This window comes from Flavobacterium sp. CF108 (assembly GCF_900129795.1).
Taxonomy (GTDB): domain Bacteria; phylum Bacteroidota; class Bacteroidia; order Flavobacteriales; family Flavobacteriaceae; genus Flavobacterium.
This window is the reverse complement of sequence record NZ_FQWW01000005.1, coordinates 84,652-110,676: the sequence shown is the minus strand read 5'-3', so window position 1 is coordinate 110,676 and position 26,025 is coordinate 84,652. Positions and strand designations below refer to the sequence as shown.

Annotated in this window: 22 protein-coding genes; 11 read left to right on the top strand and 11 right to left on the bottom strand. The window is 33.2% G+C overall.

From position 1 onward, the window contains the following. The first annotated feature begins 209 nt into the window (after window positions 1-209). From BUE10_RS14680 to BUE10_RS14665, 4 genes are all read left to right on the top strand, one after another. A complete protein-coding gene (locus BUE10_RS14680) occupies window positions 210-506 on the top strand; it encodes a DUF493 family protein (protein WP_053472805.1) in 297 nt (98 codons plus the stop codon). Between the two features lie 4 nt (window positions 507-510). Beyond that, window positions 511-1,233: a DUF4290 domain-containing protein gene (locus tag BUE10_RS14675; protein ID WP_073486305.1), complete on the top strand. Its 723-nt coding sequence runs from the start codon at window positions 511-513 to the stop codon at window positions 1,231-1,233. 89 nt (window positions 1,234-1,322) lie between these two features. Beyond that, the gene (murA, locus tag BUE10_RS14670; RefSeq protein ID WP_073486303.1) at window positions 1,323-2,636 is read left to right on the top strand and encodes a UDP-N-acetylglucosamine 1-carboxyvinyltransferase; all 1,314 of its coding nucleotides are present in this window, start codon (window positions 1,323-1,325) and stop codon (window positions 2,634-2,636) included. Between the two features lie 54 nt (window positions 2,637-2,690). Continuing rightward, on the top strand, window positions 2,691-3,566 hold the full coding sequence (locus BUE10_RS14665) for a cation diffusion facilitator family transporter (RefSeq protein ID WP_073486302.1): 876 nt from the start codon (window positions 2,691-2,693) through the stop codon (window positions 3,564-3,566). A 246-nt stretch (window positions 3,567-3,812) separates the two neighbouring features. Here BUE10_RS14665 and BUE10_RS14660 read toward each other — a convergent pair whose 3' ends face one another. The 3 genes from BUE10_RS14660 to BUE10_RS14650 all read right to left on the bottom strand — a co-directional run bounded on the left by BUE10_RS14660 (window position 3,813) and on the right by BUE10_RS14650 (window position 7,574). Then, window positions 3,813-6,302 (bottom strand): DUF5686 and carboxypeptidase regulatory-like domain-containing protein, encoded by a 2,490-nt coding sequence (locus BUE10_RS14660; RefSeq protein WP_073486300.1) that lies wholly within the window; start codon window positions 6,300-6,302, stop codon window positions 3,813-3,815. A 169-nt stretch (window positions 6,303-6,471) separates the two neighbouring features. Next, window positions 6,472-6,885 (bottom strand): type II 3-dehydroquinate dehydratase, encoded by a 414-nt coding sequence (gene aroQ / locus BUE10_RS14655; RefSeq protein ID WP_073486298.1) that lies wholly within the window; start codon window positions 6,883-6,885, stop codon window positions 6,472-6,474. Between the two features lie 125 nt (window positions 6,886-7,010). Then, window positions 7,011-7,574, bottom strand: a complete 564-nt coding sequence (locus BUE10_RS14650; RefSeq protein WP_073486296.1) for a porin family protein — start codon at window positions 7,572-7,574, stop codon at window positions 7,011-7,013. A gap of 561 nt (window positions 7,575-8,135) precedes the next feature. Here BUE10_RS14650 and BUE10_RS14645 point away from each other — a divergent pair. The 3 genes from BUE10_RS14645 (at window position 8,136) to BUE10_RS14635 (ending at window position 11,351) form a co-directional block, all read left to right on the top strand. Further along, a complete protein-coding gene (locus BUE10_RS14645) occupies window positions 8,136-8,711 on the top strand; it encodes a porin family protein (protein WP_073486294.1) in 576 nt (191 codons plus the stop codon). 79 nt (window positions 8,712-8,790) lie between these two features. Further along, the gene (xerD, locus tag BUE10_RS14640) at window positions 8,791-9,687 is read left to right on the top strand and encodes a site-specific tyrosine recombinase XerD (protein WP_073486292.1); all 897 of its coding nucleotides are present in this window, start codon (window positions 8,791-8,793) and stop codon (window positions 9,685-9,687) included. Between the two features lie 143 nt (window positions 9,688-9,830). After that, a complete protein-coding gene (locus tag BUE10_RS14635) occupies window positions 9,831-11,351 on the top strand; it encodes a PAS domain-containing sensor histidine kinase (protein ID WP_073486290.1) in 1,521 nt (506 codons plus the stop codon). A 57-nt stretch (window positions 11,352-11,408) separates the two neighbouring features. On the opposite strand, the gene rny is transcribed toward BUE10_RS14635, so the two are convergent. The 3 genes from rny to BUE10_RS14620 all read right to left on the bottom strand — a co-directional run bounded on the left by rny (window position 11,409) and on the right by BUE10_RS14620 (window position 13,769). Then, window positions 11,409-12,971 carry a ribonuclease Y gene (gene rny / locus BUE10_RS14630; protein ID WP_073486288.1) on the bottom strand — a complete coding sequence of 521 codons (1,563 nt, stop codon included), beginning with the start codon at window positions 12,969-12,971 and terminating at the stop codon, window positions 11,409-11,411. Between the two features lie 208 nt (window positions 12,972-13,179). After that, on the bottom strand, window positions 13,180-13,473 hold the full coding sequence (locus BUE10_RS14625; protein ID WP_056246511.1) for a cell division protein ZapA: 294 nt from the start codon (window positions 13,471-13,473) through the stop codon (window positions 13,180-13,182). Between the two features lie 5 nt (window positions 13,474-13,478). Continuing rightward, window positions 13,479-13,769, bottom strand: coding sequence for a hypothetical protein (locus BUE10_RS14620; RefSeq protein WP_053472792.1), 291 nt, complete (start codon window positions 13,767-13,769; stop codon window positions 13,479-13,481). A 179-nt stretch (window positions 13,770-13,948) separates the two neighbouring features. Between BUE10_RS14620 and BUE10_RS14615 the strand changes: the two genes are divergently transcribed. Genes BUE10_RS14615 through BUE10_RS14600 form a run of 4 tightly spaced genes read left to right on the top strand, consistent with a single transcriptional unit; the run spans window position 13,949 to window position 19,501 of the window. Next, window positions 13,949-15,631: a M23 family metallopeptidase gene (locus tag BUE10_RS14615; RefSeq protein ID WP_073486286.1), complete on the top strand. Its 1,683-nt coding sequence runs from the start codon at window positions 13,949-13,951 to the stop codon at window positions 15,629-15,631. Between the two features lie 11 nt (window positions 15,632-15,642). After that, complete coding sequence (locus tag BUE10_RS14610; protein ID WP_073486284.1) at window positions 15,643-18,108, top strand: TonB-dependent receptor; 2,466 nt, start codon at window positions 15,643-15,645, stop codon at window positions 18,106-18,108. Further along, the gene (locus BUE10_RS14605) at window positions 18,105-18,752 is read left to right on the top strand and encodes a hypothetical protein (RefSeq protein ID WP_073486282.1); all 648 of its coding nucleotides are present in this window, start codon (window positions 18,105-18,107) and stop codon (window positions 18,750-18,752) included. The genes BUE10_RS14610 and BUE10_RS14605 overlap by 4 nt, the downstream gene beginning before the upstream one ends. A 29-nt stretch (window positions 18,753-18,781) precedes the next feature. Further along, complete coding sequence (locus BUE10_RS14600) at window positions 18,782-19,501, top strand: CREC-EF hand family protein (protein WP_073486280.1); 720 nt, start codon at window positions 18,782-18,784, stop codon at window positions 19,499-19,501. 165 nt (window positions 19,502-19,666) lie between these two features. On the opposite strand, the gene BUE10_RS14595 is transcribed toward BUE10_RS14600, so the two are convergent. The 5 genes from BUE10_RS14595 to BUE10_RS14575 all read right to left on the bottom strand — a co-directional run bounded on the left by BUE10_RS14595 (window position 19,667) and on the right by BUE10_RS14575 (window position 25,917). Continuing rightward, window positions 19,667-20,368, bottom strand: a complete 702-nt coding sequence (locus BUE10_RS14595) for a DUF2971 domain-containing protein (RefSeq protein ID WP_056201320.1) — start codon at window positions 20,366-20,368, stop codon at window positions 19,667-19,669. Between the two features lie 131 nt (window positions 20,369-20,499). Continuing rightward, window positions 20,500-22,329 (bottom strand): ABC transporter ATP-binding protein, encoded by a 1,830-nt coding sequence (locus BUE10_RS14590; protein WP_073486279.1) that lies wholly within the window; start codon window positions 22,327-22,329, stop codon window positions 20,500-20,502. Window positions 22,330-22,609: 280 nt separating this feature from the next. Continuing rightward, entirely contained in the window at window positions 22,610-24,337 is a 1,728-nt protein-coding gene (locus tag BUE10_RS14585; protein WP_073486277.1) for a phospho-sugar mutase, read from the bottom strand. An 86-nt stretch (window positions 24,338-24,423) separates the two neighbouring features. Continuing rightward, entirely contained in the window at window positions 24,424-25,380 is a 957-nt protein-coding gene (locus BUE10_RS14580; protein ID WP_073486275.1) for a glycosyltransferase family 2 protein, read from the bottom strand. Window positions 25,381-25,389: 9 nt separating this feature from the next. Then, window positions 25,390-25,917 (bottom strand): DUF4199 domain-containing protein, encoded by a 528-nt coding sequence (locus BUE10_RS14575; RefSeq protein ID WP_073486273.1) that lies wholly within the window; start codon window positions 25,915-25,917, stop codon window positions 25,390-25,392. Window positions 25,918-26,025 lie beyond the last annotated feature (108 nt).

The following is a 26,025-nucleotide window of genomic DNA, read 5'->3' as shown; positions in this document are numbered from 1 at the left end:
CCACGAATTCCACGAATTTTCACGAATTTTAATTTTAAAATTAATCAAAAGTCAGTAAAATTTATGAAGATATTCACCACAATATAATTAGTGTAAATTAGTGAAATTCGTGGCAAAAAATCTACAGTTTCTCCAATGAAAAAAATCTAAAATCTAAAATCTGAAATCTGAAATCAAAACCGTATATTTGCGTTTATTTTTAATTACGAATGGAGAACGATAAAGAAAAAAATACCGCCGAATTTTTCGAAAGATTAAAAGTCGAATTAGACAACGCAAATACTTGGCCAGCAGAATATTTGTACAAATTTATTGTGCCTTCTGTAGGCGATAATGTTGAACGTGTTGAAAAAGCTTTTGACAGAATGGGCGCGGTTATTAAAACAACAAAATCTAAAACTGGTAAATTTACCAGTGTTTCTGTAGATGTTACCATGAACAGCTCTGACGAGGTGATTGGTAAATACAAAGAAGTTTCTACAATAGAAGGTATAGTTTCATTATAAACTTATGGTCGAAAAATATAAAAAAGAAGTCGCAAATGACGTTGTGTATAATTTAGAATACAATTCTGAAAGACAGCGTTTGATTATTCCGGAGTACGGTCGTCATTTACAAAAACTGATCGATCAGGCTACTGCAATCGAAGATGATGAAACACGCAACAAAGCTGCGAAATATATCATTCAGGTTATGGGAAGCTTAAATCCGCATTTGCGTGATGTGCCGGATTTTCAGCATAAATTATGGGATCAGCTTTTTATCATGTCTGATTTTAAACTGAATGTTGAGTCTCCGTACCCAATTCCTTCAAGAGATGTACTGCAGTTAAAACCAGATGTTTTACAATACCCTCAGAATTTTCCAAAATACAGATTTTACGGAAACAATATCAAATACATGATTGATGTTGCCAATAAATGGGAAGATGGTGAAATGAAAAATGCATTGGTTATGGTAATTGCCAACCACATGAAAAAATCATTTTTGAGCTGGAACAAAGACACAGTAAAAGACGATGTTATTTTTGAACATTTATACGAGTTGTCCGGAGGAAAAATAAACTTGCTGCACAGTACAGAAGAGCTGTTGAACACAACAGATTTAATGCGTACAAACAAACGTGTGTCAAACAAAATCACGCCTGCAGGACAGCCTAAAATTCAAAATAACAAAAACAATAATAAAGGCGGTAAACCTAAAACTTTTCAAAAAAACAATAATCAGAAATAAAAAAGGGGCTAAGATGCTAAGTTACTAAGATGCTAAGATTTTAGCTCAGAACCTTAGAATCTCAGAACCTTAGAACCTAAAAAGAATCTATGGGAATTTTTAAAATCGAAGGAGGAACTCCTTTAAAAGGAGAAATCACTCCGCAAGGAGCAAAAAATGAGGCATTACAAATTTTATGTGCCGTGCTTCTAACAGGAGAGAAAGTAAGAATTAATAACATTCCTGATATTATAGACATCAATAAATTAATCACTTTGCTGGGTAATTTAGGTGTAAAAATTCAACGCAATGAACCGGGTTCCATTACGTTTCAAGCCGATGAGGTTAATGTTGGATATTTAGAAACCGAAGCTTTCAAAAAAGAAGGTGGAGCGCTTCGTGGTTCTATTATGATTGTTGGACCGCTTTTAGCACGTTTCGGAAAAGGATATATTCCAAAACCGGGAGGAGATAAAATTGGCCGTCGTAGATTAGATACTCACTTTGAAGGTTTTATTAACCTTGGAGCAAAATTTAGATATAACAGAGAAGATCACTTTTACGGAGTAGAAACTCCAGAAGAAGGACTGCAAGGAACAGATATGCTTCTAGACGAAGCTTCTGTAACAGGAACTGCAAACATTGTAATGGCTGCGGTTTTGGCAAAAGGAAAAACAACAATTTACAACGCTGCATGTGAGCCTTACTTACAACAGTTATGTAAAATGTTGAACTCTATGGGAGCTAAAATCACCGGAGTTGGTTCTAACTTATTGACTATCGAAGGTGTTGAAAGTCTTGGAGGATGTGAACACAGAATTCTTCCTGATATGATCGAAATTGGTTCTTGGATTGGTCTTGCGGCTATGACAAAAAGCGAAATCACGATCAAAAATGTAAGCTGGGAAAATTTAGGTTTGATCCCGAATACCTTTAGAAAATTAGGAATTACTATCGAAAAACGTAACGATGATATATATATTCCGGCTCACAAAGACGGATATGAAGTAAAAACAGATATCGACGGATCTATCTTAACAATTGCTGATGCACCTTGGCCAGGATTTACTCCTGATTTATTAAGTATCGTTTTGGTTGTGGCAACACAGGCAAAAGGAGATGTTTTGATTCATCAAAAAATGTTCGAAAGCCGTTTGTTTTTCGTTGACAAATTAATTGACATGGGAGCAAAAATCATGTTATGTGACCCGCATAGAGCTGTGGTTATGGGACATAATTTTGAATCTCAATTAAAAGCAACTACAATGTCATCTCCTGATATTCGTGCAGGAATTTCATTATTGATTGCGGCACTTTCTGCAAAAGGAACAAGTACAATTCAAAATATCGAACAAATTGACCGTGGATACGAGCGTATCGATGAGCGTTTAAGAGCTATTGGAGCAAAAATTGTAAGAGCATAAAAATATTTGCTACTCCTGATAGCGATCGGGAGTGGCGAAAAAAAATGTCTTTAAATGACAGATGAACAAAAAGCTATAAAAGCTACTATTTTTAGTATAGCCGGAAACACCTGCTTAGCCTTGATAAAAGGGTTGGCAGGTTTTTTTGGCAATTCATACGCCTTGATTGCAGATGCAATCGAATCAACAGCAGATATATTTTCGTCCTGTTTGGTTCTATTTGGGATTAAATATTCTAATAAACCGGCAGATGAAAATCATCCTTACGGTCACGGTCGTGCAGAACCTTTAATTACTTTTTTGGTTGTTGGTTTTTTAATTACTTCAGCAACGATTATTGGATACGAAAGTATTGCCAATATTCAATCGTCGCATGATTTACCAAAATCCTGGACATTATATGTTTTAGGAACCATAATTATTTGGAAAGAATACTCGTATCGTTTAGTTATGAAACGAAGTAAAGAAACCAATAGTTCGTCTCTTGCAGCAGATGCCTGGCACCATCGCAGTGATGCTGTAACTTCTGTTGCGGCATTTATCGGGATTTCGATCGCACTGATTATGGGAAAAGGTTATGAATCTGCAGATGATTGGGCAGCTCTTTTTGCCGCTTTTTTTATCTTATATAACTGTTATAAAATTTTCAGACCTGCGCTTGGCGAAATCATGGATGAAAACATGAACGATGATTTAGTCGAAGAAATTCGTGTAAAAGCTTTAACAGTACCCGGAATTCTTGGAACTGAAAAATGTTTCATCAGAAAAGCCGGAATGCGTTATCATGTCGATCTTCATGCCATTGTATCAGCTGAAATTTCAGTAAAAAAAGGACATGATTTATCGCATAAATTGCAAGATACTTTAAAAGAAAAAATTCCACAGTTAGGAAATGTTTTGATTCATATTGAACCAGATGATTATCATTGAGATTCTAAGTTACTAAGGTTCTGAGATGCTAAGATTCTAAGTTTTCTTTTAGTAGGATCTAATTTTTTTGTCAGGCTGAGCGAAGTCGAAGCCCTTCAAAGTTTATCAAGTTTCAAATAAAAATCCGCTTTATCTGCCAAATCTGCGAGAAACAAGATTGCAGATAAGCGGATTTTTTTATTATTTAAGATGTTATAATTCAAAAGAAAAAAACTTAGAATCTTAGCATCTCAGAGCCTTAGCACCTTAATTAAGAACATTCAAAATCTTCAACCCAAACACAACACCATTTTGCTGAATTCCGCCTTGGTAAGAGTGCACATAATCAACCCTGAATAATTTAAATTTTCCGAAACCTAGATTATCTAAACCAACTGTAAATTCAGTATACGGTTTACGATCTGGAATTGCCAGCGAATGAAAACCAAGATTCATTGTTGATTTTAAAAGATTCAAAAGCGGAATTTTATTCGTTACAAATCCCATATCGTTATGTTCTAAATGCATTTCAAAATAACTATCGTTTGTACTATTGTCATAATACGGCATTAAATTGAAAACATTCAAATAACGATCGCTGGTGCCAATGTGAGTTTGGTTTCCGTTAAAATGTCTGTAATCTATAAAAGAAATATTTTCGGCATTAAAGAATTTACCCGCTCTAAAATTCATTCCTAAAATACCTTTGTTATTCAATGATAAATCATATTGAACAGCAGCGCCGATTCTTTCAAATTCATATTTTTTTTCACTTGCAGCAAATGCCTTTTCAAAAGCTAAAAATACAGTTGGATATTTTTCATCTTTAAAATTATACCTTCCGTCTGGTCTTGAAATGTATTTGTTTCCAAAATTAATTCTGGCAGTCAAATTAGCTTTCATTAAATGATGTTCATCAAAAGCAGGCGTATTGAAATCATTCGGCGCCAGCGGATTATTTGATGAATAAATATCATCTCTTTTAAAGAACGAATAATCGGTAGTGTTAAAAAGAGGCTTTCTTTGTTCGTAAGCTATTCTTGCGTTTAAATTTAGTCCGTTTGCAACATCTTGTGCATAATTAATTTGAGCAAATTCCAAATTATACAACTTCATATAATTATCTTTAAAGAACAACGAACTTACAGAATTGATTAATTTGCTAATAGGTTCAGTACTATTAAACTGTGCAGTTTTTGTTCCACCGGAAGCCGAAATTGTTGCGTAATTTATAGTGTTAAATCGGTGGCTGAATTCACCAATAACGCGAAGACATTCGTCAGAAAAACCATAATTGAAATCTGTACTTATTGAAGTGCTTTTTCCATTTTCTTCATTCCATTTTTTAAACGAAAATCCGGTTCCCAAATTAAAACCCTGAACCGTATTAAAACTCAAAGAAGTTGGACTTAGTAAACCGTCAAATTTAAAAGAGTATTTCTTAAACGTATTTTTATAATCGTAACCGCCAAGAATATCTAAAACCTTAAACTTATTATCTTTTGCATCAATAGAATCGGTATATTTTTTAGACTTTCTGATAACCTGTAAACTGTCTTTTTTGGTATAATCGGTACTTTCTTCTAGGGTTAACGGAATCGGACGAATTTCATTCCAAAACGAATCGTCTTTTTTATTGGCATTTAAATCAAAAGCTACGATTTCGTTTCCAAAAGTTTTTTTAGCAAACGATTCCGGAAATTCATAATTGGAATAAACATAATTAAACTGACCCGAAAATTTTATTCCAAGGCCACCCGCATTAAACGAAAGCGTTTGTGCATTTTTTGACCAGATTTTGTTTTTTGCATTGTAACTAAAGCTTTGTTTTAAATTCATCACTTCAGTAAATTCATTTTTCATTCGATAACCTTTAATGTCGAAATCAACGGCATAAATGGCAAAACTGTCATCGACAATGTAAATGTAGCCTTCAAAAACAGGTTCTTTATCTCGTTTTGGAATTACTTTAATTTTGTAAATCTGCTGTTTATTATCATCATAAAAACTTCCTTCCAGTTTGTATTTATAATAACTGAAAGCATTATTAGCAATAGGAGAGATGAGGTTTACATCAAATTCTAATGTATTATCATAGAAATCATAAGTTGATAAAGCGGCAGTATTATAGCTGAAACCTTTATTGTTTCCAGAGATTTTAGAAGCAATTATAGTCTCCTTTAATTTATCTGGTTTTTGATAGGAAACTTTCGAAATGGTTTCGGATAAATATAAAATTCCCGTTCCGGTTGAATCTAAATTAGAAGATAAATCCGGGCCAAGATCTACTTTTTGACCTAATATTTTCTTCGGAAGATCTTTTACTTTTAAGATTCCTTTCGAATAAAAATCGGCAGTAAAGCGAGCCGTTTTTTCAGAGTTTTCTTTTCTGTTTGCAATCGCGTTTTTAATGATGGCATTCGCAGGATTGTTTTTTGCATCAATAACAACTTCGTTTAATGCAAAACTTTCTTCCTGCATTTTTACATCTAGAGTTACTATTTTTGAATCTGCAGAAACGGTTATTTTCTGAGTCTTAAATCCCAGATATTGAAAAACGATTCTGTTTTTACCAATTTCTTTTACCTGCAATTGATATTGTCCTTGTTCGTTTGAAGTTGTTCCGCGATAGGTATTCTCTTCAAAAATAGAAACAAACGGCAGTGGATTCCCTTTCTCATCGGTTATGGTTCCTTTGATTTGGGCAAAATTGGAAAGCGAAAAAAATAAAAAGGCGAATAAAATAAAGTTTTTCATGAAAGTGGTTTCTCTCACAAAAATAAAAGAAGTTGAAAATGAGCTTATTAATAATTTGTTAAATTGTAATCAGGAAAATCAAAGTCGTTTGTCAGGCTGAGCGAAGTCGAAGCCCCTCACACACTATAAGCCCTTCGACTTCGCTCAGGGTGACATTCGTATAAAGTTTTTATAAAAAAGACTGAATCGCCAGTTCGTAACTTTTTAATCCAAATCCTAAAATAACACCTTTTGCATTTCCAGACAAATAGGACTGATGTCTAAAACTTTCGCGGGCATAAGTATTCGAAATATGTACTTCGATAACTGGAGTTGTAACTGCTTTTATAGCGTCGCCCAAACCTATAGAAGTATGAGTATAAGCGCCAGCATTTAAAATAATTCCGTCAAATGAAAAACCAACATCCTGAATTTTTCCAATCAATTCTCCTTCAATATTACTTTGGTAATAAGAAAGCTCAATGTTTGGAAATTTTTGTTTCAACGTTTCAAAGTAATCTTCAAAAGTCTGACTTCCGTAAACTTCAGGTTCACGTTTTCCTAAAAGATTCAAATTTGGTCCGTTGATAATGCAGATTTTCATAGTTTAAAATTATTTATTGAAATATTGATATTGCTATTGATTTTTGCAATTGCAATTGAATTCTGTAAAAATAAAAAAACCGATCTAATTAATAGACCGGTTTTTATTAAAGTATGTGATATTTTCTAGAACAAGAATCCTGCAGATACTTGAACAGTTGAGTTTTTAACGTCAGCATTTTTTGAAGCTTCAGTAAGTCCTAAACTATAACGACCTTGTATGAAAATATTTTTAGTTATTTTTAGACCTAAACCTGCGTTTACTGCAAAATCAAATGTACTGGCATCATCAAATCTTACATCATCTTTTTGGCTTAATAAAAACGAAGCCTGTGGTCCAACCTCTAAACTTAATGATTTTGTCATATAGATTTTAGCCATTACAGGAACTGATAAATAAGCTAATTCATTTTTAAAATCTTCTTGAGCATCGGCAAATTTATAAGTTGCTCCTTGTGTAGAATACAAAAGCTCTGGCTGAATTGAGAATTTCTCTAATAATTTAATTTCTGCAACTAGACCTGCATGGAAGCTGGTTATTCCATCTTTGTTAAAATTTTGCTCTGGAAATGCATCTCCGGTTTGGCTTGCAAAGTTTACCCCCGCTTTAACCCCAATTTGTAATAATTGTGCCTGGATTGTAGCTGTTGTTGCAATGAACAATACAGCTGCTAAAAGTATTTTCTTCATAAAAAATGTTTTTAGTTTGGTATTTAAATGTTATTCTATAGTTCAAAACTACATTATTTTGATTTTATTGTTTTATATACAGGAATATAAATTTATTAAAATTCTCACATTTTTTCAACTTTCCTCTATTTAAACTATTGTTGTTTGTACAAATGAACTGAAAATTAATAGGTTATTCGGAAATCCATTTTGCCTTATTTTAATACTTTAATTACTTTTAGGGTTACTTTTTAGTAAGTATAATCTTGGTTTTAATGTCTGGAAAAATGATAAACAATATTTTGGCTAGTTTTTAAAAAAGGCTTCTTCATCTTTGAACTGCCCCCAAATAGTGTCTAACTTTTTGGGGGCAGTCTACTTTGAGGGGCCTTTTTTATTTTTTTAAAAGGACATTGATTTTCACTTAAATAATTTGTGCTCTTTTTTCTTTTCATTTAAAGGCAAATTGACCTTCAGTTAACAATTTGTATGCTTATTACTATTTTTTTTGTTAAATTCCAAATTAGTTTTTGTGAAGAATTTTTTTATATTTGATTATTAATTTTAACCAAAATAAATAAGATGAGAAAAATTATTTTATCAGCAATTGCTATTCTTGCATTTGGATTTACTAATGCACAGCAAACTAGATTTGGAGTAAAAGGAGGTCTTAATATCACAAGTTTTAGTGGAGATAATGACTCAAATGCATTAATAGGTTTTCAGGTTGGCGGTTTTGCAGAAATAAAAGTTATTGAAAGATTATCGATTCAGCCAGAGCTTTTATTTTCTACACAAGGTGCATCGTTTGATGCTATTGGAAGTAATAATGATATTGATTATAAATTGAATTATATTAATATTCCAGTATTGGCAAAATTTTATATTACAAAACAATTTACTGTTGAAGGAGGTCCGCAAATAGGATTTTTAGTTTCTGCTAAAAGAGATGGTAATGATGTAAAAGGCGCTTATAAATCTACTGATTTAGGTTTTAACTTCGGGGCAGGGTATAATTTTACAGATAATTTTTCTGTTGGTATACGTTATACAGTTGGTTTATCGAATGTTGGAGATTATGATACAGATGATATCGATGACTATATTGATAGCCCAAAAAATAGCGTTTTAGCTTTAACAGCTGCATATAAATTCTAATCTGAATTTTAAAAATATTTAAAAAACCTTCCGGAAATGGAAGGTTTTTTTATGCCCAAAAATGTTTTACTTTGTAAATATGAAATGGAACAATTATATAAAAGACTATCAATCGTATCTGCGAATAGAAAGAGGTTTGTCTAAAAATACAATTGAAAACTACAGCTTTGATATTGAGCGGTTATGTCTTTTTTTAGAAACCAATCAAATTGATGTTTCGCCTATAAAAATTACGGATGAAACCGTTCAGCAGTTTATATATTCAGTTTCAAAAGAAGTAAATCCACGTTCGCAGGCGAGGATTATTTCTGGTTTGAAAAGTTTTTTTAATTATCTGGTTTTTGAAGATTATCGAAATGACAGCCCGCTCGAATTAATCGAAAGCCCAAAAACCGGACGAAAACTTCCTGATACATTATCGATCAAAGATATTGATGCGCTTATCGCTGCTATTGATTTAAGCAGTAATGAAGGGGAACGAAATCGTGCCATTTTAGAAACATTGTATGGCTGCGGACTTCGGGTTTCTGAGCTGGTTTCACTTAAAATATCAGATTTGTTTTTTGATGAAGGTTTTATAAAAATTACCGGAAAAGGAAATAAAGAGCGTTTTGTGCCCATTGGAAAATTAACTAAAAAATATATTGAAATCTATCAGGACGAGATTAGGGTACATCTCAATATTAAAAAAGGCTGTGAAGATACTTTGTTTCTAAACCGCAGAGGAAATCAATTAACCCGCGCCATGATTTTTACTATTATAAAAGATTTGGCAGTAAAAATTGGTTTAAATAAAAATATAAGCCCGCATACTTTACGTCATTCTTTTGCAACACATTTACTGGAAAACGGCGCCGATTTAAGATCTATACAATTAATGCTGGGACATGAATCTATTACAACAACAGAAATTTATGTGCATCTGGACAGAAGTTTCCTTACAGAAGTAATGCATTCGTATCATCCGCGGAAGTAATTTTTTGGAAAGAGTCTGGTTTTTTTACGTCAAAAGTTATAACTTGGTATCACATTTGTATTCAAAGGAAGTAAATTAAAAGGATTTTGAGGATTTTTTTAACCCAGATCCAATAAGATAATTATTTACTTAAATAGCGATATATGATTTTTGACTTATACAGTAATGAAGACTGCCTGGAAGTAAATAATTTTTACAGAAAATTATTTGCCGAAATGCCAGATTTGCTTTTCCAATTTGTTATAGATCCTAATAATCATTATACTTTTCCCCTTGTCAGCAAATCAGTTGATGAGATTTTCGAACTTTCCTTCAAAGAATTTACAGACGATACTAAGGATATTATTTACGAACGGGTTTTTGAACAGGACAGAGAAATTTTTTTTCAGTCCCTGGTAAAAGCGCGTAAAGAAATTGTGCCTTGGAAATTAGAGTTCAGATCTGTTTTACCGAAAAAAGGACTGCGATGGTTTAAGGTTTCTGCAAAAACAGAATTATCTCCTGATGGAAAAGTTAGTTTTTTTGGACATATTTCTGATATTACTGATTTAAAAGACAAAGAAGAAAAACTCCGAATTTCTGAAGAACGTTTTCAATTTGCACTTGAAGCATCAACAGTAGGGATTTGGGATTGGGATATGGTAACTAATAATGTTTTTTATTCTTCGCTATCATTAAAAATCTTAGAATTAGAATCGGCAGATATTTTTGATGACCCGGAGCGTTGGGATAAAATTGTGCATCCTGATGATCTCCCAAAATACTATTCAGACATTAAAGAGCATTTTGATAATAAGATTCCGTATTATGAAAATTACCATCGTGTAATGACGTCAAGCGGTAATTATAAATGGATTCTGGACAGGGGTAAAGTAATAAAACGCGATGAAAACGGTAAACCATTACGCGTTATTGGAACCCATACGGATATTTCTCTTCAAAAAGAAAAAGAGCTGGAACTTTTAAGAACGATGAAATTGTACAGCGATCAAAATAGCAGGTTGTTGAACTTTTCACATATTGTTTCGCATAATTTAAATACACAGGCAGGAAATATAAAATCGATTTTAGATTTTATTGATGAAGATGGAGATAAAGGAACTGTTGGCGAAATGCTGGAACACCTTAGAACCGTTTCAAATGATTTAAATGAGACGATTTCTAATTTAACGCAAATTGTAAAAACACAGAGCAATATTAATATTGCAGTTGAGCCTTTAAAGCTTTGTGAATATATAGAGAAAACAGTTTCGGCTATAAAAGGATATGATAAACAGAAAAAAGTTACGATTGTAAATAATGTTCCGAAATACTTGACCATTAATTTTAATCCGGCTTATCTTGAAAGTGTCTTGCTCAATTTTACCACAAATGCTATTAAATATGCACACCCGGATCGGGATCCTCTTATTGTATTTGATTTTGGAATCGAACCTGAAGGGTATAAATCTTTAAAAATTACAGATAACGGTTTAGGAATCGATTTAAAAGTTTACGGTGAATTATTATTCGGAATGTATAAAACGTTTCATAAACATGACGAAGCACGCGGAATTGGTTTGTATATCACCAGAAATCAAATAGAAGCGATGAAAGGAACAGTTTCTGTAGAAAGTGAAGTTGGAGTAGGAACGAGCTTTAAAATTGTTTTTAACGATCTTTAAATAATTAAAAAGGCTGTCATTTGACAGCCTTTTTAATTTTATATAAATAAAAGAGAATTATTTAGCAATGTTAACCGCTCTTGTTTCTCTAATTACAGTAACTTTTACCTGACCTGGATAAGTCATTTCTGTTTGGATTTTTTGCGAAATCTCAAATGATAGATTTGCAGCATTATCATCAGAAACTTTTTCGCTTTCTACAATAACACGTAATTCTCTACCGGCCTGAATTGCATAAGCATTTTTTACACCGCTAAATCCGTAAGCAACATCTTCAAGATCTTTCAAACGTTGAATGTATGAATCTAAAACCTGACGTCTTGCACCTGGTCTTGCACCTGAAATAGCATCACAAACCTGAACGATTGGTGATAACAATGATTTCATTTCAATCTCGTCATGGTGAGCACCAATAGCGTTACAAACTTCTTCTTTCTCGCCGTATTTCTCAGCCCACTGCATACCTAATAATGCGTGTGGTAAATCACTTTCCGTATCTGGAACTTTCCCAATATCGTGAAGTAAACCAGCTCTTTTTGCCAGTTTTACATTTAAGCCTAATTCAGCTGCCATGATACCACAAAGTTTAGAAACTTCTCTCGAGTGCTGTAATAAGTTTTGTCCGTAAGAAGAACGGTATTTCATTCTACCCACAACTTTAATCAATTCAGGGTGTAAACCGTGAATTCCTAAATCGATCACAGTACGTTTACCAACTTCGATAATTTCGTCATCGATTTGTTTAGCCGTTTTAGCAACAACCTCTTCAATTCTTGCAGGGTGAATACGTCCGTCAGTAACTAATTTGTGTAAAGACAAACGGGCAATTTCTCTACGAACCGGATCAAAACAAGAAAGGATAATAGCCTCTGGCGTATCATCAACAATAATTTCAACTCCAGTTGCAGCTTCAAGAGCTCTAATATTACGACCTTCACGGCCAATAATTCTACCTTTTACATCATCAGATTCAATGTTGAAAACAGAAACACAGTTTTCAACTGCTTCTTCCGTTCCAACTCTTTGAATAGTGTTGATAATGATTTTTTTAGCTTCTTGCTGAGCTGTAAGTTTAGCCTCTTCAATAGTTTCCTGAATGTGAGACATAGCCTTGGTTTTAGCTTCGGCTTTTAAGCCTTCAACTAATTGCTCTTTTGCCTCTTCTGCAGAAAGCCCTGAAATTACTTCAAGCTGTTGTAATTGACTTTTGTGTAATTTGTCAACTTCAGCTTGTTTTTTGTCTAAAACTTCAATTTTGTTATTGTATTCTTCTGTTTTAGCTTCAAAATCGTCGTTTACTTTTTTAGCTTTAGAAAGTTCATTAGAAACCTGAGATTCCTTATCACGTACACGTTTTTCTACTTCGGCTACTTTTTTATCACGTGCCAGAATAACTTGTTCGTGTTCAGATTTTAATTCGATAAAACGCTCCTTTGCCTGAAGGATTTTATCTTTTTTTATGTTTTCAGCTTCTAAATTAGCATCTTTTAAAATGGAAGCTGCTTCTTTTTTAGCATTTTTGATTAGGTTTGAAATATTGCTTTTCTCGATGATTTTAGCTATTGCAAAACCTGCCGCAATACCTACAATACCTGAAATAATGATCGTTATGATGTCCATGTTTGTTAGGGTTTATATATAAAAAAAGCCTACATTAATTGCTTGTATAAACTCGTAAAGACAAGTTTTGAGCTAACTCACTGTTCAAGTTTCCCGGTCAAAGCTGGGCATACTATAGTAGCGACGATTTGCTCATTCTAAATTGTTAGTGTTGAGTTTACCAATTGTGAACTAATGTAGGCAGTATCTTAGTTTATGTAAAGAACGTTTAATTTTCGAGATATTGATCTAAAAGCGAATTTAATCTTTTAATCCTTTCAATGGTTTCTTCGCCATCGATTGCGTTATCAATTTGTTTTTGTTCCACCTGCGATGCAAATTGCAGTGCGCACATGGCTAATACATCTTGTTTGTCGCGAACTGCGTAACTTTCTTCGAATTGCTTGATCATAGCATCAATTTTTTTTGAGGCGCTTCTAAGGCCTTCTTCCTGACTTGGTTCAACCGTTAAAGGGTAAACGCGGTCGGCAATTGATATTTTAATTCTAAGCTTTCCGTCCATGTTTTCTAATCTGATAGTTGTGCTATACAGTAATCAATTTCGCGAATTAATGAATTTATTTTAAGCTTTGTCTCTCTCTTGTTGTTGTCGCTGCCAAGCAACGAATTGGCTATCTTAAGTGTTTCATATTGCTTTTTCAAAGCTTCCATTTCTTCAGATTGTTTCTGGATAATTTGCACCGCTTTGTCTAATTCTAATCGTAATTCCTGATTGTTTTTTTCGAGGCCTTTTGATTTTTCAAAAAGCTTCTCGACTTTATATTCAAGAGTATCAATTATTTCGGCAATTACACTCATTATAAATCCTATTCATTACTTAATCATACAAAGTTAGTATTCCTTTTTATTAATGCAATTTTTTCTCGATTTTTTTGCATTAAAAATAGACAAATAAATGAATTTCAATCAATTGTGTTTTTGTAAGTTTTTCTTCGGTTTTTACCTGTTAATTTTTTACCTTAGCAAAAATGTTACCTATGAAATTTTCAATATTTGCCTTTTTATTTTGCCCATTTCTATTCGCCCAGACACAATATCCTAAAGATTACTTTCGACCGCCGCTGGATATCCCCATGCAGCTTTCGGGGAATTTTGGCGAGTTAAGACCTAATCATTTTCATGCAGGTTTTGACTTAAAAACGAATCAAAAAGAAGGATTAAATGTGTATGCGATTGCTGATGGCTATATATCAAGGATTAAAATTTCGACTTTTGGAAACGGAAAATGTATTTATATCACGCATCCAAATGGGTATACTTCTGTATACGGACATTTGCAGACAACCGTTGGGCCAATTCAGGATTATGTAAAAAAAAGACACTATCAGGAAAAAGCCTATGAAATTGAAATGCTGCTGAAACCAGATGAACTTCCGGTTACAAAAGGACAATTAATCGCGCTTTCGGGAAATACAGGTTCATCTGAAGGGCCGCATCTTCATTTTGAAATTCGTGATACCAAAACCGAGTTTGTCATCAATCCAATATTCTTTGGCTTTGACCAAAATATTAAAGATACTAAGAAACCAACATTATCAAGTTTATATGTGTATCCGCTGGATAATGCAACGGTTAATCAGTCTAAACAGCCGCTGCTTGTAAATATGACGCTTCAAAAAGACGGAACTTATCTGGCTGCAAAAGTAAAAACAAACGGAAAAATTGGTTTTGGAATTAATGCATCTGATACTGATGATGTTTCTTTTAATAAAAATGGCGTTTTTAATGTTTCAACATTTTTAAACGGAAACCAGAATTATAATTACCAATTCAATACGTATTCCTTTGATGAAATGCGTTATATCAACGCTTTTATCGATTACCCGCGATATAAAAAGACGAGCCAGCGCGTGCAGAAACTTTTCATGAAAACGCCTTTTGCGTTGAGTATTATTAAAACAGATTCATTGAGAGGGATAATTTCGGCTGTGCCAAATCTGACTTCCAATTATAGAATCGAAGTTTCTGATTATTTCGGAAATTCAAATTCGATTTCAGTGCCGATTGAATATGATTTGGAAACACCGCTTGTTCCAGCAGAACCTGTAACATCAAAATATTTTGTTCGTTACAACAAAGATTCCAATTTTGAGAAAGATAACATGTCCGTTTTCTTTCCTGCCGGAACTTTCTACGATGATTTTAATTTGAATTTTGATGTAAAAAACAACAAAATTTATATTCATGACGATACCGTTCCCGTGCATTCTAATTTTACAATTACGATAAAAGATACCGTTTATCCGGAATCTTTAAAGGATAAACTTTATATAGGAAAAGGTACAAGCTATAACGGAACTCTTAGAAAAGGTGACATTTTTACTGCCAAAGCCAAAATATTAGGAACGTATGGTTTGGTTCTCGATACGATTGCTCCGGTTATAAAAATTGCAAAACCTGTTGAAGGAAAATGGATCAGCGATCAGAAAAAAATTGAGTTTACCATTAGTGATTCTTTGTCTGGAATAAAGTCGTACAACGGATATTTAAACGGAAGCTGGGTTTTATTTGAATATGAAAATAAAAATAGAAAAATTACACATACTTTTGATGATCAATATTTGACAGAAGGAGAAAACTTTTTAAAAATTGAAGTAGTTGACAATGTAGGAAATTCTACTATCTTTGAAACTCATTTTTTTAGAAGTCAACAAAAATAAAATCCAAATCTTTGAATAAAAACAGGTTAATATTCGCTTTACTTTTCTTGTGCTTTACTTGTATTTCATTTGCTCAAAATGCTCATGTAAAAGGTATTATTTTAGATAATGAAAATCATCCTGTTTCGAATGTCAATATAACTTCGGGTAAAAACAACACACAATCTGATGCGAATGGTTTTTTTGAAATTGATGTGATTTCGAATAAAAAGGCTTCGATCATTTTTACACATATTTCGTTAAAAATGATTAGCCTGACGGTTACTTTAAAACCTGATGAAGTTTTTGTTTTTAATCCTGTAATGAATAATTCTCAGGAACAAATGGGAGAAGTTTTTGTTTCTTCCCGAAATAAAAAACGTGTTCAGGGAATTACAACTATTGATGCTGCCACTATAAAAAAGATTCCGGGAGCAAATGCCGGTATCGAAAATATTCTAAAAACACTTCCCGGCGTAAATTCAAATAATGAATTAAGTACGCAATATGCCGTTCGAGGCGGAAATTATGACGAAAATTTAGTTTATGTAAATGAAGTCGAAGTTTACCGTCCGTTTTTAATTCGTTCAGGTCAGCAGGAAGGATTGAGTTTTACCAATACAGATTTAGTTCAAAATGTTGATTTCTCAGCTGGAGGATTTCAGGCAAAATTTGGAGATAAACTTTCATCTGTTTTAGATATTACCTATAGAAAACCAACTCAGTTTGGAGCTTCGTTTGAGGCAAGTTTTTTAGGTGGAAGTGCGTCTGTAGATTTAGTTTCTAAAAATAAAAAATGGTCGGCCGTAACCGGAGTTCGTTACCGAAATAATAGTTTATTGGTAAACAGTCAGGATACACAAACGAATTATACACCAACTTTTGCGGATATTCAAACCAATATAAATTATGATATTTCTGAAAAATGGCAGGTTAGCTTTTTAGGGAATATTTCGCAGAATAAATATTTATATCAGCCCTTAACCCGCGAAACCAAATTTGGAACCATCGATCAGCCAATGGCTCTGGCGGTTTATTATGAAGGTCAGGAAAAAGATCAATACGATACTTATTTTGGAGCCTTTAAAACAACGTATAAAGTTTCGCCTTCGCTGACTTTAAAATTTATCGGTTCGTTATTTCATACCACAGAAAAAGAACATTTTGATATTTTAGCCCAATATCGTTTAGGAAATGTGAATGCCGAAAATCCAACAGATGCATCGTCAATTGATTTTACACGTGGAATTGGTTCGCAGTTGAATCACGCCCGAAATGATTTAGATGCTTTAATCGCAAATGCTGAAATTAAAGGTTTTAAAGACTGGAAAGAAAGTCAGCTAGAATTTGGATTAAAATATACCAGAGAATCTATTCGAGACAGAATAGTAGAATGGGAGATGATCGATTCTGCAGGATTTTCTATAAATCCGCCTTTGGTGATTCTGCCAGAAAATAATCAGCCGTATTCGCCTTATACAGGTCCGCTTTTGCCTTATCAGGATATTCGTGCTGCGAATTTTAATACAATCAATAGATTTTCCGGTTATGCACAATGGAACAAACAGTCTGAATTGGGTTCAAGCCAAATTTGGTATCATGTTGGAGCACGTTTTCAAAGCTGGAATGTTACTGGAGCCATAGAAGAAGGAAAAAATCAGTTTGTAGTAAGTCCGCGTGCGCAATTTGCCATAAAACCAGATTGGGATCGTGATATGGTTTTCAGGATTTCTGGAGGATTATACCATCAACCGCCATTTTATCGAGAACTTCGTGATCTTGATGGCGTTGTAAATCCAAATGTAAAAGCGCAGGAAGCAGTTCATGTTGTATTAGGGAATGATTATAATTTTAAAATGTGGAACCGTCCTTTTAAATGGGTGACGGAACTTTATTATAAATCCCTTTCTGATGTAAATGTATATTCGATCGATAACGTCCGCATTCGATATGTTGCCAATAACAATGCAAAAGCTTATGCACAAGGTCTTGATTTTAGATTGAACGGAGAATTTGTGCCGGGAACAGAATCGTGGGTAAGTTTTGGATATTTAAAAACAGAAGAAAACTACGAAAACAAAGGTTATATTGCTCGTCCGACAGATCAGCGTTTAAAATTTGCGATGTTGTTTCAGGATTATATGCCAAATATTCCAAGTGTAAAAGTTTATCTTAATGTAGTTTACAATACTGGTTTGCCAGGCGGCGCGCCAGCATATTCTGATCCGTATTTATATCAAAACAGATTAAATGATTATAGAAGGGCTGATATTGGTTTTGCTAAAGTTTTTGTAGACAGCAGCACACAAAGTTCTAAAACAAGCTGGTTGAAAAACTTCAAAGAATTAGCTGTTGGACTGGAAATTTTCAATCTTTTCAATAATCAAAATGCAATTACAAATACCTGGGTTCGCGATGTGTATTCTAAAAGCCAGTACGCGATTCCAAATTATATGACTTCGAGAGTTTTTAATATAAAACTGAATGCGAGACTATGATCGCAAAACGTGAGAAGAGAAAGAAGATTTTTTACGTTCCAGGAATGATTTCTTTGGTTTTAATCCCTTTGTTTTGTTTTTATCATTTTTATAAAGTAGATGCTTTTAAGATTGAAGGCAGTATAGATATAAGTTTACCAGATTCTAGCCAGAAAGAGGCGCTTTTAGCAATCAAAAGGAATTATCATGTGTTTATTTTAAATAATACTGAAGATCTAGAAAAACCAAAATTGAATGATCTTCAGTTTGCTTTAAGAAAAATGAAGCGAGAACACGATACTATAAATGGTATTAAGATTCATTTAGGGAATGAAATGCGCTATGAAGTATACATTAGGCTTTTAGACTTTTTTGCAATAGAAAAGATGCCTATATTTATTCAAAATGATAATGATTTTTTGGTTTTTATGATGCCAAAGCCTAAACCTAGAAAAGACTTAAAGACAATAGTTCCTTTTACGTGTTCTTATGGAGAAGTTAATAGAGAATATTTCTTAGAGCAAGCGCGAAAAAGAAAATTGCAACATAATTTGTCTTTGTATAAAAAGAATTGGATTTTATTTTTTGCTTATTTCGGAATAGTGCTTTTAAATATCTTCGCACTAGTAAAATTCAATAAAAACCAAAATTACAATCAAAAATAGTATATTTGATAATTGAATATAATTTGTCGATGAAAAAGTACTTTAAATATATAGCCTTAGCAATTGTTGGAACATTAATTAGCTGTCGTGAAGAAGTTAAAAAGCCAAAAGTAAGTTACGATGTGTCAAATAAAGTAAGTGTTGCGAAAACAGATTCGACTCAGATTGAAGTTGCTGATCTGCCTATTCAAATGGAAGGAACAGATTATTTAATTCATCCGGTTGGGGATTTAAGAGTTTTTGAAAAAGGCTCAAAAGCACGTTACGGATCTTCAAGTGTAAATGATGTAAGTTTTACAATTTCTAACTTAGGGGAATATGAAATTACAGGATATTTACAAAACCTTAAATTTCAAAAAACAGATTCAGATTCCATTCATGCTTTATCAGATAAACCTGTTTTGATTTTAACGGCAACGTATTTAAAAACGGTTGCAGATAAAACTAAAAATAAAGTTATGGTGTATACTCTAACAGATTCAGATACCAACAAAGACGGAAAAATTGATACCAGTGATATCAAAACTTTATATTTAAGCGATATCAGTGGAGAAAACTTTACAAAAGTCTCAGCAGATCTTCAGGAATTAGTTGACTGGAGCTTGATTGAATCGAAAAACCGTCTGTATTTCAGAACAATCGAGGATACCAACCAAAACGGTCAATTCGACAAAAATGATGTACTGCATTACAATTATATCGACTTAGCTTCTAAAAAATGGGAAGTTAAAAGTTACAAGCCTATCTAGGATTTTAGATTGTTGATTTTAGATTGAAGAATTGCAAGATTATATTATTAATTACAATATCAATAATTTCGAAGAAATTAAAAAAAAGAGCCGTTAGGCTCGATCAATTTTGTAGGGCTGGACTTCAGTCCAGTTCAAATGTAATTAAGATTCGCAGGTAAAAAATCAAATCAGAATGTCGCTTTCTAAATCAGATTTTTCTATTTCAAAACCAAAGTCTAAGCGTTCAACCAATTCGATTACCAGTTTTTTATACCAGTTTTCAGATTTTGGGTGAATGTATATTTTCTCAATTAATTGATTGATATCAACATTGATTTTTATTCCGTCATTTAGTTTGATGCCGCTTTTTGAAGTATCGGTTAGAATACGGACTTCGCGTTCGTATTGAAAGCTTTTTCTTTTGAATAAAAAAGGAAAGAACAAATCCTCAAACGGAATATATTCTTTTTTATAATCGATGTAGTTTACTTCGCCAATATACTGATCAAAATTATTCTCAGGCTTTAAAGCTTTTTGCAATCTTCCAATTGTAGACTGAATAGCTAAACCTTCGCTGTTTTGAGTAAATATCTGCCACATAGCAAACGATTCGTATTCGTTAATATGCCAGCTGCTTACGGCAACCTGTTCGCGATGCGTTTTATAATAATTTAAAAAGTCAGGATTGTCAACCGCAAGCTTTTTAATCTCTTCATAAGTAGGCTCGCTAAAAGTACCCTCATATTGATCTTCAAATTTATCAGACCGCGACATGAACAGTTTTTTAGAAAGCAGTAAATCAAGAAATTTAGATAGGTCAAGATATTTCCAAACAATAGTATCAGGATCGTCTGGCAGTTTGATGTTAGGGCTGCTAAGATACATTTTCCATAAGAATTAAATGATTTTAATCTTTACTACCTAAAGTTATAAAATAAAACACAGATTAAAGAAATTAAACTGAGTTTTAATATTTCCTTAATCTGTGTAGATTTTTTAGTTATGATGTATAAGTCTTAAGATTCGAAAGACTGCATGGTAACCAGTTTATTATAAGTTCCGTTGAGTGCAATTAATTGGTCATGCGTTCCCTGCTCAACGATTTTTCCTTTTTGCATTACCACGATAACATCTGCTTTTTGAATCGTCGAAAGTCGGTGTGCGATCACAATCGAAGTTCTGTTCTGCATCATGTTTTCAAGCGCCACCTGAACAAATTTCTCGCTTTCAGTATCCAATGCCGATGTTGCTTCATCCAGAATCATAATCGGAGGATTTTTCAATACCGCTCTGGCAATAGATAAACGTTGTTTTTGTCCGCCGGAAAGTTTGTTTCCACTGTCACCAATGTTGGTGTAAATTCCTAAAGGAAGGTCTTTGACAAACTCATACGCATTTGCAATTTTAAGTGCGTCGATAACTTCATCATCTGTGGCATCTAATTTCCCTAATGCAATATTAGCTTTGATCGTATCATTAAATAAAATACTGTCCTGAGTTACTAATCCCATTAAACTACGAAGCGACTGCAGGTTCATGTCTTTAATATTGACATTGTCAATAGAAATAGAACCTTCGTTTACATCATAAAAACGGGTTAATAAGTTAGCAATGGTACTTTTTCCACTTCCAGACTGTCCAACAAGAGCAACAGTTTGTCCTTTTTTAATGTCAAGAGAAAAGTCTTTTAAAACATTTTCATTTTCATATTTAAAGTTGATATGCTGAATGCTTATGTCATTATCAAAAGTTGTTTTTTCAATCGCATCAACTTTGCTTGTAATAGGGTTGTGCTGATCTAAAATTTCCAAAACGCGTTCTGCAGCAGCATTTCCTCTTTTTACTCCGTATGAAGCTTTAGAAATCGCTTTTGCAGGAGTTAAAATATTATAAGCTAATCCCATGTAAGCAATAAATGCAGCGCCGTCTAATGTTTTATCAATTAAAACCATCTGACCTCCGTACCAAAGTAAAACGGCAATTACCGTAATTCCCATAAATTCACTGGCTGGCGAAGCTAAGTTCTGGCGATTACCGATGCTGTTTGATAAATTGAAAAAACGCTCTGTAGAGTTTTGAAAAACAGTACCGAAATAATTTTCAGAATTATAACCTTTTACCACTTTCAATCCGCCAATAGTTTCTTCGATAGTAGATAAAAAAGTACCTTGTTCCTGTTGTGCTTTTGTCGATTGTTTTTTAAGTTGTTTCCCAATTAATGAAATAATGTAACCAGAAACCGGAATAAATATAAAGACGAACAAAGTTAATTTCGGGCTGATAATTAACATTGTAACGATAGTAAAAATAATAGTCAGTGGTTCTTTTACAATAAGCTCCAAAATTGCCAAAAAGGAAGTCTGAACCTCATTTACGTCGGCAGAAATTCTGGAAATTACATCTCCTTTTCTTTTTTCAGAATAAAAAGACAAAGGCAGTTCAAGCGTTTTTTTGTACATCGCATTTCGCATATCTCTCAAAACACCATTTCGTAAAAAAGTAATAAAAAACATTGCAGCATAATCGGCTAAGTTTTTTAATAAAAAGATAGAGATTATAATAGCCACCATTATCGATAAAACATACCCGGATTCGTGTGTGCCTTTTGTTGTTGTAATGTAGTAACTTAAATAATCTTCTCCGTATTGCTGGATTTTCATAATCCCGTGAAATACCGGTTTTACTGTGTTTTGCTTTGTTTTGTCAAATAAAACCTGAAGCATTGGTATTAAAGCAACGAATGAAAGTGTGCTGAAAAGTGCATACAAAACATTGAAAAAGATGTTTAAGAACGCATATTTTTTATATGGATATATAAAAGGAACTATTTTTTTGAAATTACTCATTTATTTTTGAATGTTATTTTTCTGCTATGGCAATGCTCTTACGAGTTTTTAGCAATATAATTTTGTGGTTATAACTTAATTTGTTCTGGCGGTTTTTCACAGCACAAAATTAATCCAATTGATTAGTTTTCAATTTTTTTTTAGTTTTTTTTATTAAAAAACTCTGATTTGCATTTGTTCTAAATGTAAACCAGAGTTCTAAATATCAAAATTTAATCAACTGTGCAGAGAATGTCTGCACAGCTGTAATAGGTATTTAAAGAGCTTATCACTCGTTTTTTTATTTCAATTGCATGTCTGCAATGATATTCTGTATTTTTCCGTCTAAGAAACTTTCGGCAGCATCAAAATCTAAAACCGATTCCAATTCAGCATTTACGCTGATGTAGAATTTAATTTTAGGTTCAGTTCCACTTGGTCTTGCACAAATTTTAGATCCATCTTCTGTATAGTAAATCAATACATTCGATTTTGGAATATCCATCGTAGATACTTCATCTGTCAATAAATTCAATGCCGTTGATGATTGATAATCTTCCACCATAATCACACGCTGACCGTTGATTTCTTTTAAAGGATTTTCGCGTAAATCAATCATCATTTGGTTAATTTCCTGCAAACCTTCCATTCCTTTTTTAGTTAGTGAAACTAAATATTCTTTGTAGAAACCATTTTCAACATAAAGTTGTAAAAGTTCTTTATAAACAGAGCTTCCTGCAGCTTTTGCCTGAGCAGCAACTTCACATATTAATAAGGTAGCCGCAACTGCATCTTTATCTCTAACCGCGTCGCCAACCATAAAACCAAAACTTTCTTCACCTCCGCCAATAAACTGAAGTTCAGGAAAATCTTTGATCATTTTAGCGATCCATTTAAATCCTGTTAATCCAACTTTGCACTCAACGCCGTAGCTTGTAGCCAGTTCCATCATCATTGGGGTCGAAACAATAGTCGAACCTACAAATTGTTTTCCGTTAATTTTTCCTGCTTTTTTCCATTGTTTTAAAAGGAAAGAAGTCATTAAAATCATCGTTTGATTTCCGTTAAGCAAAATCATTTTACCGTCGTTATTTCTAACCGCAACACCTAAACGGTCGCAATCAGGATCTGTACCCACCACGATATCAGAATTTGTTTTATCTGCCAGGGCCAAAGCCATTGTTAAAGCCTCAGGCTCTTCCGGGTTTGGAGATTTTACAGTTGGGAAATCCCCGTCTGGAACCGCCTGTTCCGGTACAATATGAACATTTTTATAACCTGCCTGCGATAAAGTATCAGGAACAGATTTTATAGAAGTTCCGTGCAATGAAGTAAAAACAATATGCAGATTATCTTTGGCTTCAGCCGGAGTATTAAAACTTGCGTTTTCGATAGATGATTTTACAAACGCTTTGTCAATTTCAGTATCGATATATTGAATTAAACTTTCGTTTGAGTTGAATTTAATTTTATGGTACTCTAAATTTTCGATTACATTAATTATAGCATCATCTTGTGGAGGAACAATTTGTCCGCCATCTTGCCAGTATACTTTATATCCATTGTATTCTGGCGGGTTGTGCGAAGCCGTAAGAACAATTCCGCATTGGCATCCCAAATATTTAAGTGCAAAAGACAATTCCGGAGTAGGTCTTAAATCTGAGAATAAGTAAACCTGAATTCCGTTTGCCGAAAAAACATCAGCAACCACTTTTGCTAAAGTATTACTGTTATGACGACAGTCGTAAGCAATAACAACTTTTAATGGCTGGTTTGGAAAAACCTCATGTAAATAATCAGATAAACCCTGAGTATTTTTTCCAAGTGTATATTTATTAATTCTATTGTTTCCTACGCCCATAACGCCGCGCATACCGCCGGTTCCAAATTCAAGGTTTTTATAAAAACTTTCCTCAAGTTCCTTTGGCGAAGTAGTCATTAATTCTTTCACCGCAGCCTGCGTTTCCTGATCAAATGTTGGCGTAAGCCATTCGTTTACTGCGTTTAATATATTAGGTGCAATATTCATGTAAATTTTCTTTTATGTTTTAAATAAAGATAGTTTTTCTTCAAAGGTTAATTTGATTCAAAAGGATTTTTTTTTCCTGATTTGTGTCAAAAATTCACTTCTCGTGCTACTTTATATCTTGCTTCGTTGCTTTTAGTTCTCAAAATGATTTCGCCTAAAAATCCAGCTAAGAAAAGCTGAGTTCCCAGAATCATTGTTGTTAATGCTATATAAAACCACGGATTATTAGTTACCAGGCTGTATTTTACTCCGCTATACATATGGTATAGTTTTGAAACTCCAATATATCCGGCAGATAAAAATCCAATAATAAACATAATCGAACCCATTGCACCAAATAAGTGCATAGGTCTTTTTCCGAATCTTGATAAAAACCAAATCGTAATTAAATCAAGGAATCCGTTAATAAAGCGTTCCATTCCAAATTTGGTTTCTCCGTATTTACGAGCTTGGTGAATTACCACTTTTTCTCCAATTTTTCCGAAACCTGCATTTTTTGCTAAAACAGGAATGTATCGGTGCATTTCGCCCGAAACTTCAATGTTTTTTACAACGGCATTTTTATACGCTTTTAACCCGCAGTTAAAATCATTTAACTCCACACCAGAAGTTTTTCTGGCAGCCCAGTTAAATAATTTTGAAGGTAAATTTTTAGCTACAACAGAATCGTAGCGTTTCTTTTTCCATCCCGAAACCAAATCGAATCTCTCTTTGGTAATCATTTCATACAATTCTGGAATCTCATCCGGACTGTCCTGCAAATCGGCATCCATAGTAATGATAACGTCACCTTTTGCTTTAGCGAAACCAGCATGTAAAGCCTGAGATTTTCCAAAATTCTTCATGAAACGAATTCCTTTTACATTTGGGTTTTCGTTAGAAAAACTTTCAATAATATTCCAAGAATCATCCGTACTTCCATCATCTACAAAAATGATTTCATAAGAGTAATTGTTAGACTCCATCACTTTAATAATCCATGTGTAGAGTTCTTTAAGCGATTCCTCCTCGTTTAGAAGCGGTATAAGTATAGATAGATTCATTTATAATTTTTATTCTTGTGTAGATTTGCTTTTAAAAAATGCTGCTAAAATTAATCCTAAAATAGAGTAGCCAACAATACTAAAAACTAATGCTTTTAATTGTTCCGTAGTCGAGAAAGGGCTGTTTTCTTTCATTTTAGCTAAAGCTTCGTTGATAGCTGCAGCCGGAGTTCCAAATTTTTGTAATGTCTCGGCCATATATTTAATAAGTAACTGGTTTACCGTTTCTTTTGCTTCCGGATCAATTACGTTAAATAATACGATACTGAATAAAGTAGAAATTGCTATAGCAATTATTGTAGTTATAAAAAAAGTGGTAAAGGCATCTTTAAAAGAGAAAAAACCAATCTCTTTTTTTGTTTTTGTAAGTAATAAAATACCAACTACTAAATAAATAACAAATGACAGACCGCCAATCCAGCCCGAAACAAACAATTTTAAATCAACGGCATATATTGTTGCCGTAATCAGCGCCAAAATAACACCTAAGATAATTCCGTATGTAACTCCATTCTTTTTTATAACTTCATTAATCATATTTATATATGTTTTAAAATTAATCCACAAATATAGCAATTCCCAATATAATCAAGGAGAAAAAAAGCTTTTTGAATTTAACTAAAAAAAAGTACGCTAAGTATTTGT

Excerpts from the sequence above, each read along its gene's own strand:
- rny (WP_073486288.1), bottom strand. The coding sequence starts at position 12,971 with ATGGACATCATAACGATCATTATTTCAGGTATTGTAGGTATTGCGGCA.
- BUE10_RS14580 (WP_073486275.1), bottom strand. The coding sequence starts at position 25,380 with ATGAATCTATCTATACTTATACCGCTTCTAAACGAGGAGGAATCGCTT.
- BUE10_RS14600 (WP_073486280.1), top strand. The coding sequence starts at position 18,782 with ATGAAAAAGTACTTTAAATATATAGCCTTAGCAATTGTTGGAACATTA.
- aroQ (WP_073486298.1), bottom strand. The coding sequence starts at position 6,885 with ATGAAAATCTGCATTATCAACGGACCAAATTTGAATCTTTTAGGAAAA.
- BUE10_RS14660 (WP_073486300.1), bottom strand. The coding sequence starts at position 6,302 with ATGAAAAACTTTATTTTATTCGCCTTTTTATTTTTTTCGCTTTCCAAT.
- BUE10_RS14635 (WP_073486290.1), top strand. The coding sequence starts at position 9,831 with ATGATTTTTGACTTATACAGTAATGAAGACTGCCTGGAAGTAAATAAT.
- xerD (WP_073486292.1), top strand. The coding sequence starts at position 8,791 with ATGAAATGGAACAATTATATAAAAGACTATCAATCGTATCTGCGAATA.
- BUE10_RS14625 (WP_056246511.1), bottom strand. The coding sequence starts at position 13,473 with ATGGACGGAAAGCTTAGAATTAAAATATCAATTGCCGACCGCGTTTAC.
- BUE10_RS14650 (WP_073486296.1), bottom strand. The coding sequence starts at position 7,574 with ATGAAGAAAATACTTTTAGCAGCTGTATTGTTCATTGCAACAACAGCT.
- BUE10_RS14595 (WP_056201320.1), bottom strand. The coding sequence starts at position 20,368 with ATGTATCTTAGCAGCCCTAACATCAAACTGCCAGACGATCCTGATACT.
- BUE10_RS14585 (WP_073486277.1), bottom strand. The coding sequence starts at position 24,337 with ATGAATATTGCACCTAATATATTAAACGCAGTAAACGAATGGCTTACG.
- BUE10_RS14680 (WP_053472805.1), top strand. The coding sequence starts at position 210 with ATGGAGAACGATAAAGAAAAAAATACCGCCGAATTTTTCGAAAGATTA.
- BUE10_RS14645 (WP_073486294.1), top strand. The coding sequence starts at position 8,136 with ATGAGAAAAATTATTTTATCAGCAATTGCTATTCTTGCATTTGGATTT.
- BUE10_RS14675 (WP_073486305.1), top strand. The coding sequence starts at position 511 with ATGGTCGAAAAATATAAAAAAGAAGTCGCAAATGACGTTGTGTATAAT.
- murA (WP_073486303.1), top strand. The coding sequence starts at position 1,323 with ATGGGAATTTTTAAAATCGAAGGAGGAACTCCTTTAAAAGGAGAAATC.
- BUE10_RS14575 (WP_073486273.1), bottom strand. The coding sequence starts at position 25,917 with ATGATTAATGAAGTTATAAAAAAGAATGGAGTTACATACGGAATTATC.
- BUE10_RS14665 (WP_073486302.1), top strand. The coding sequence starts at position 2,691 with ATGACAGATGAACAAAAAGCTATAAAAGCTACTATTTTTAGTATAGCC.
- BUE10_RS14620 (WP_053472792.1), bottom strand. The coding sequence starts at position 13,769 with ATGAGTGTAATTGCCGAAATAATTGATACTCTTGAATATAAAGTCGAG.
- BUE10_RS14605 (WP_073486282.1), top strand. The coding sequence starts at position 18,105 with ATGATCGCAAAACGTGAGAAGAGAAAGAAGATTTTTTACGTTCCAGGA.
- BUE10_RS14590 (WP_073486279.1), bottom strand. The coding sequence starts at position 22,329 with ATGAGTAATTTCAAAAAAATAGTTCCTTTTATATATCCATATAAAAAA.
- BUE10_RS14615 (WP_073486286.1), top strand. The coding sequence starts at position 13,949 with ATGAAATTTTCAATATTTGCCTTTTTATTTTGCCCATTTCTATTCGCC.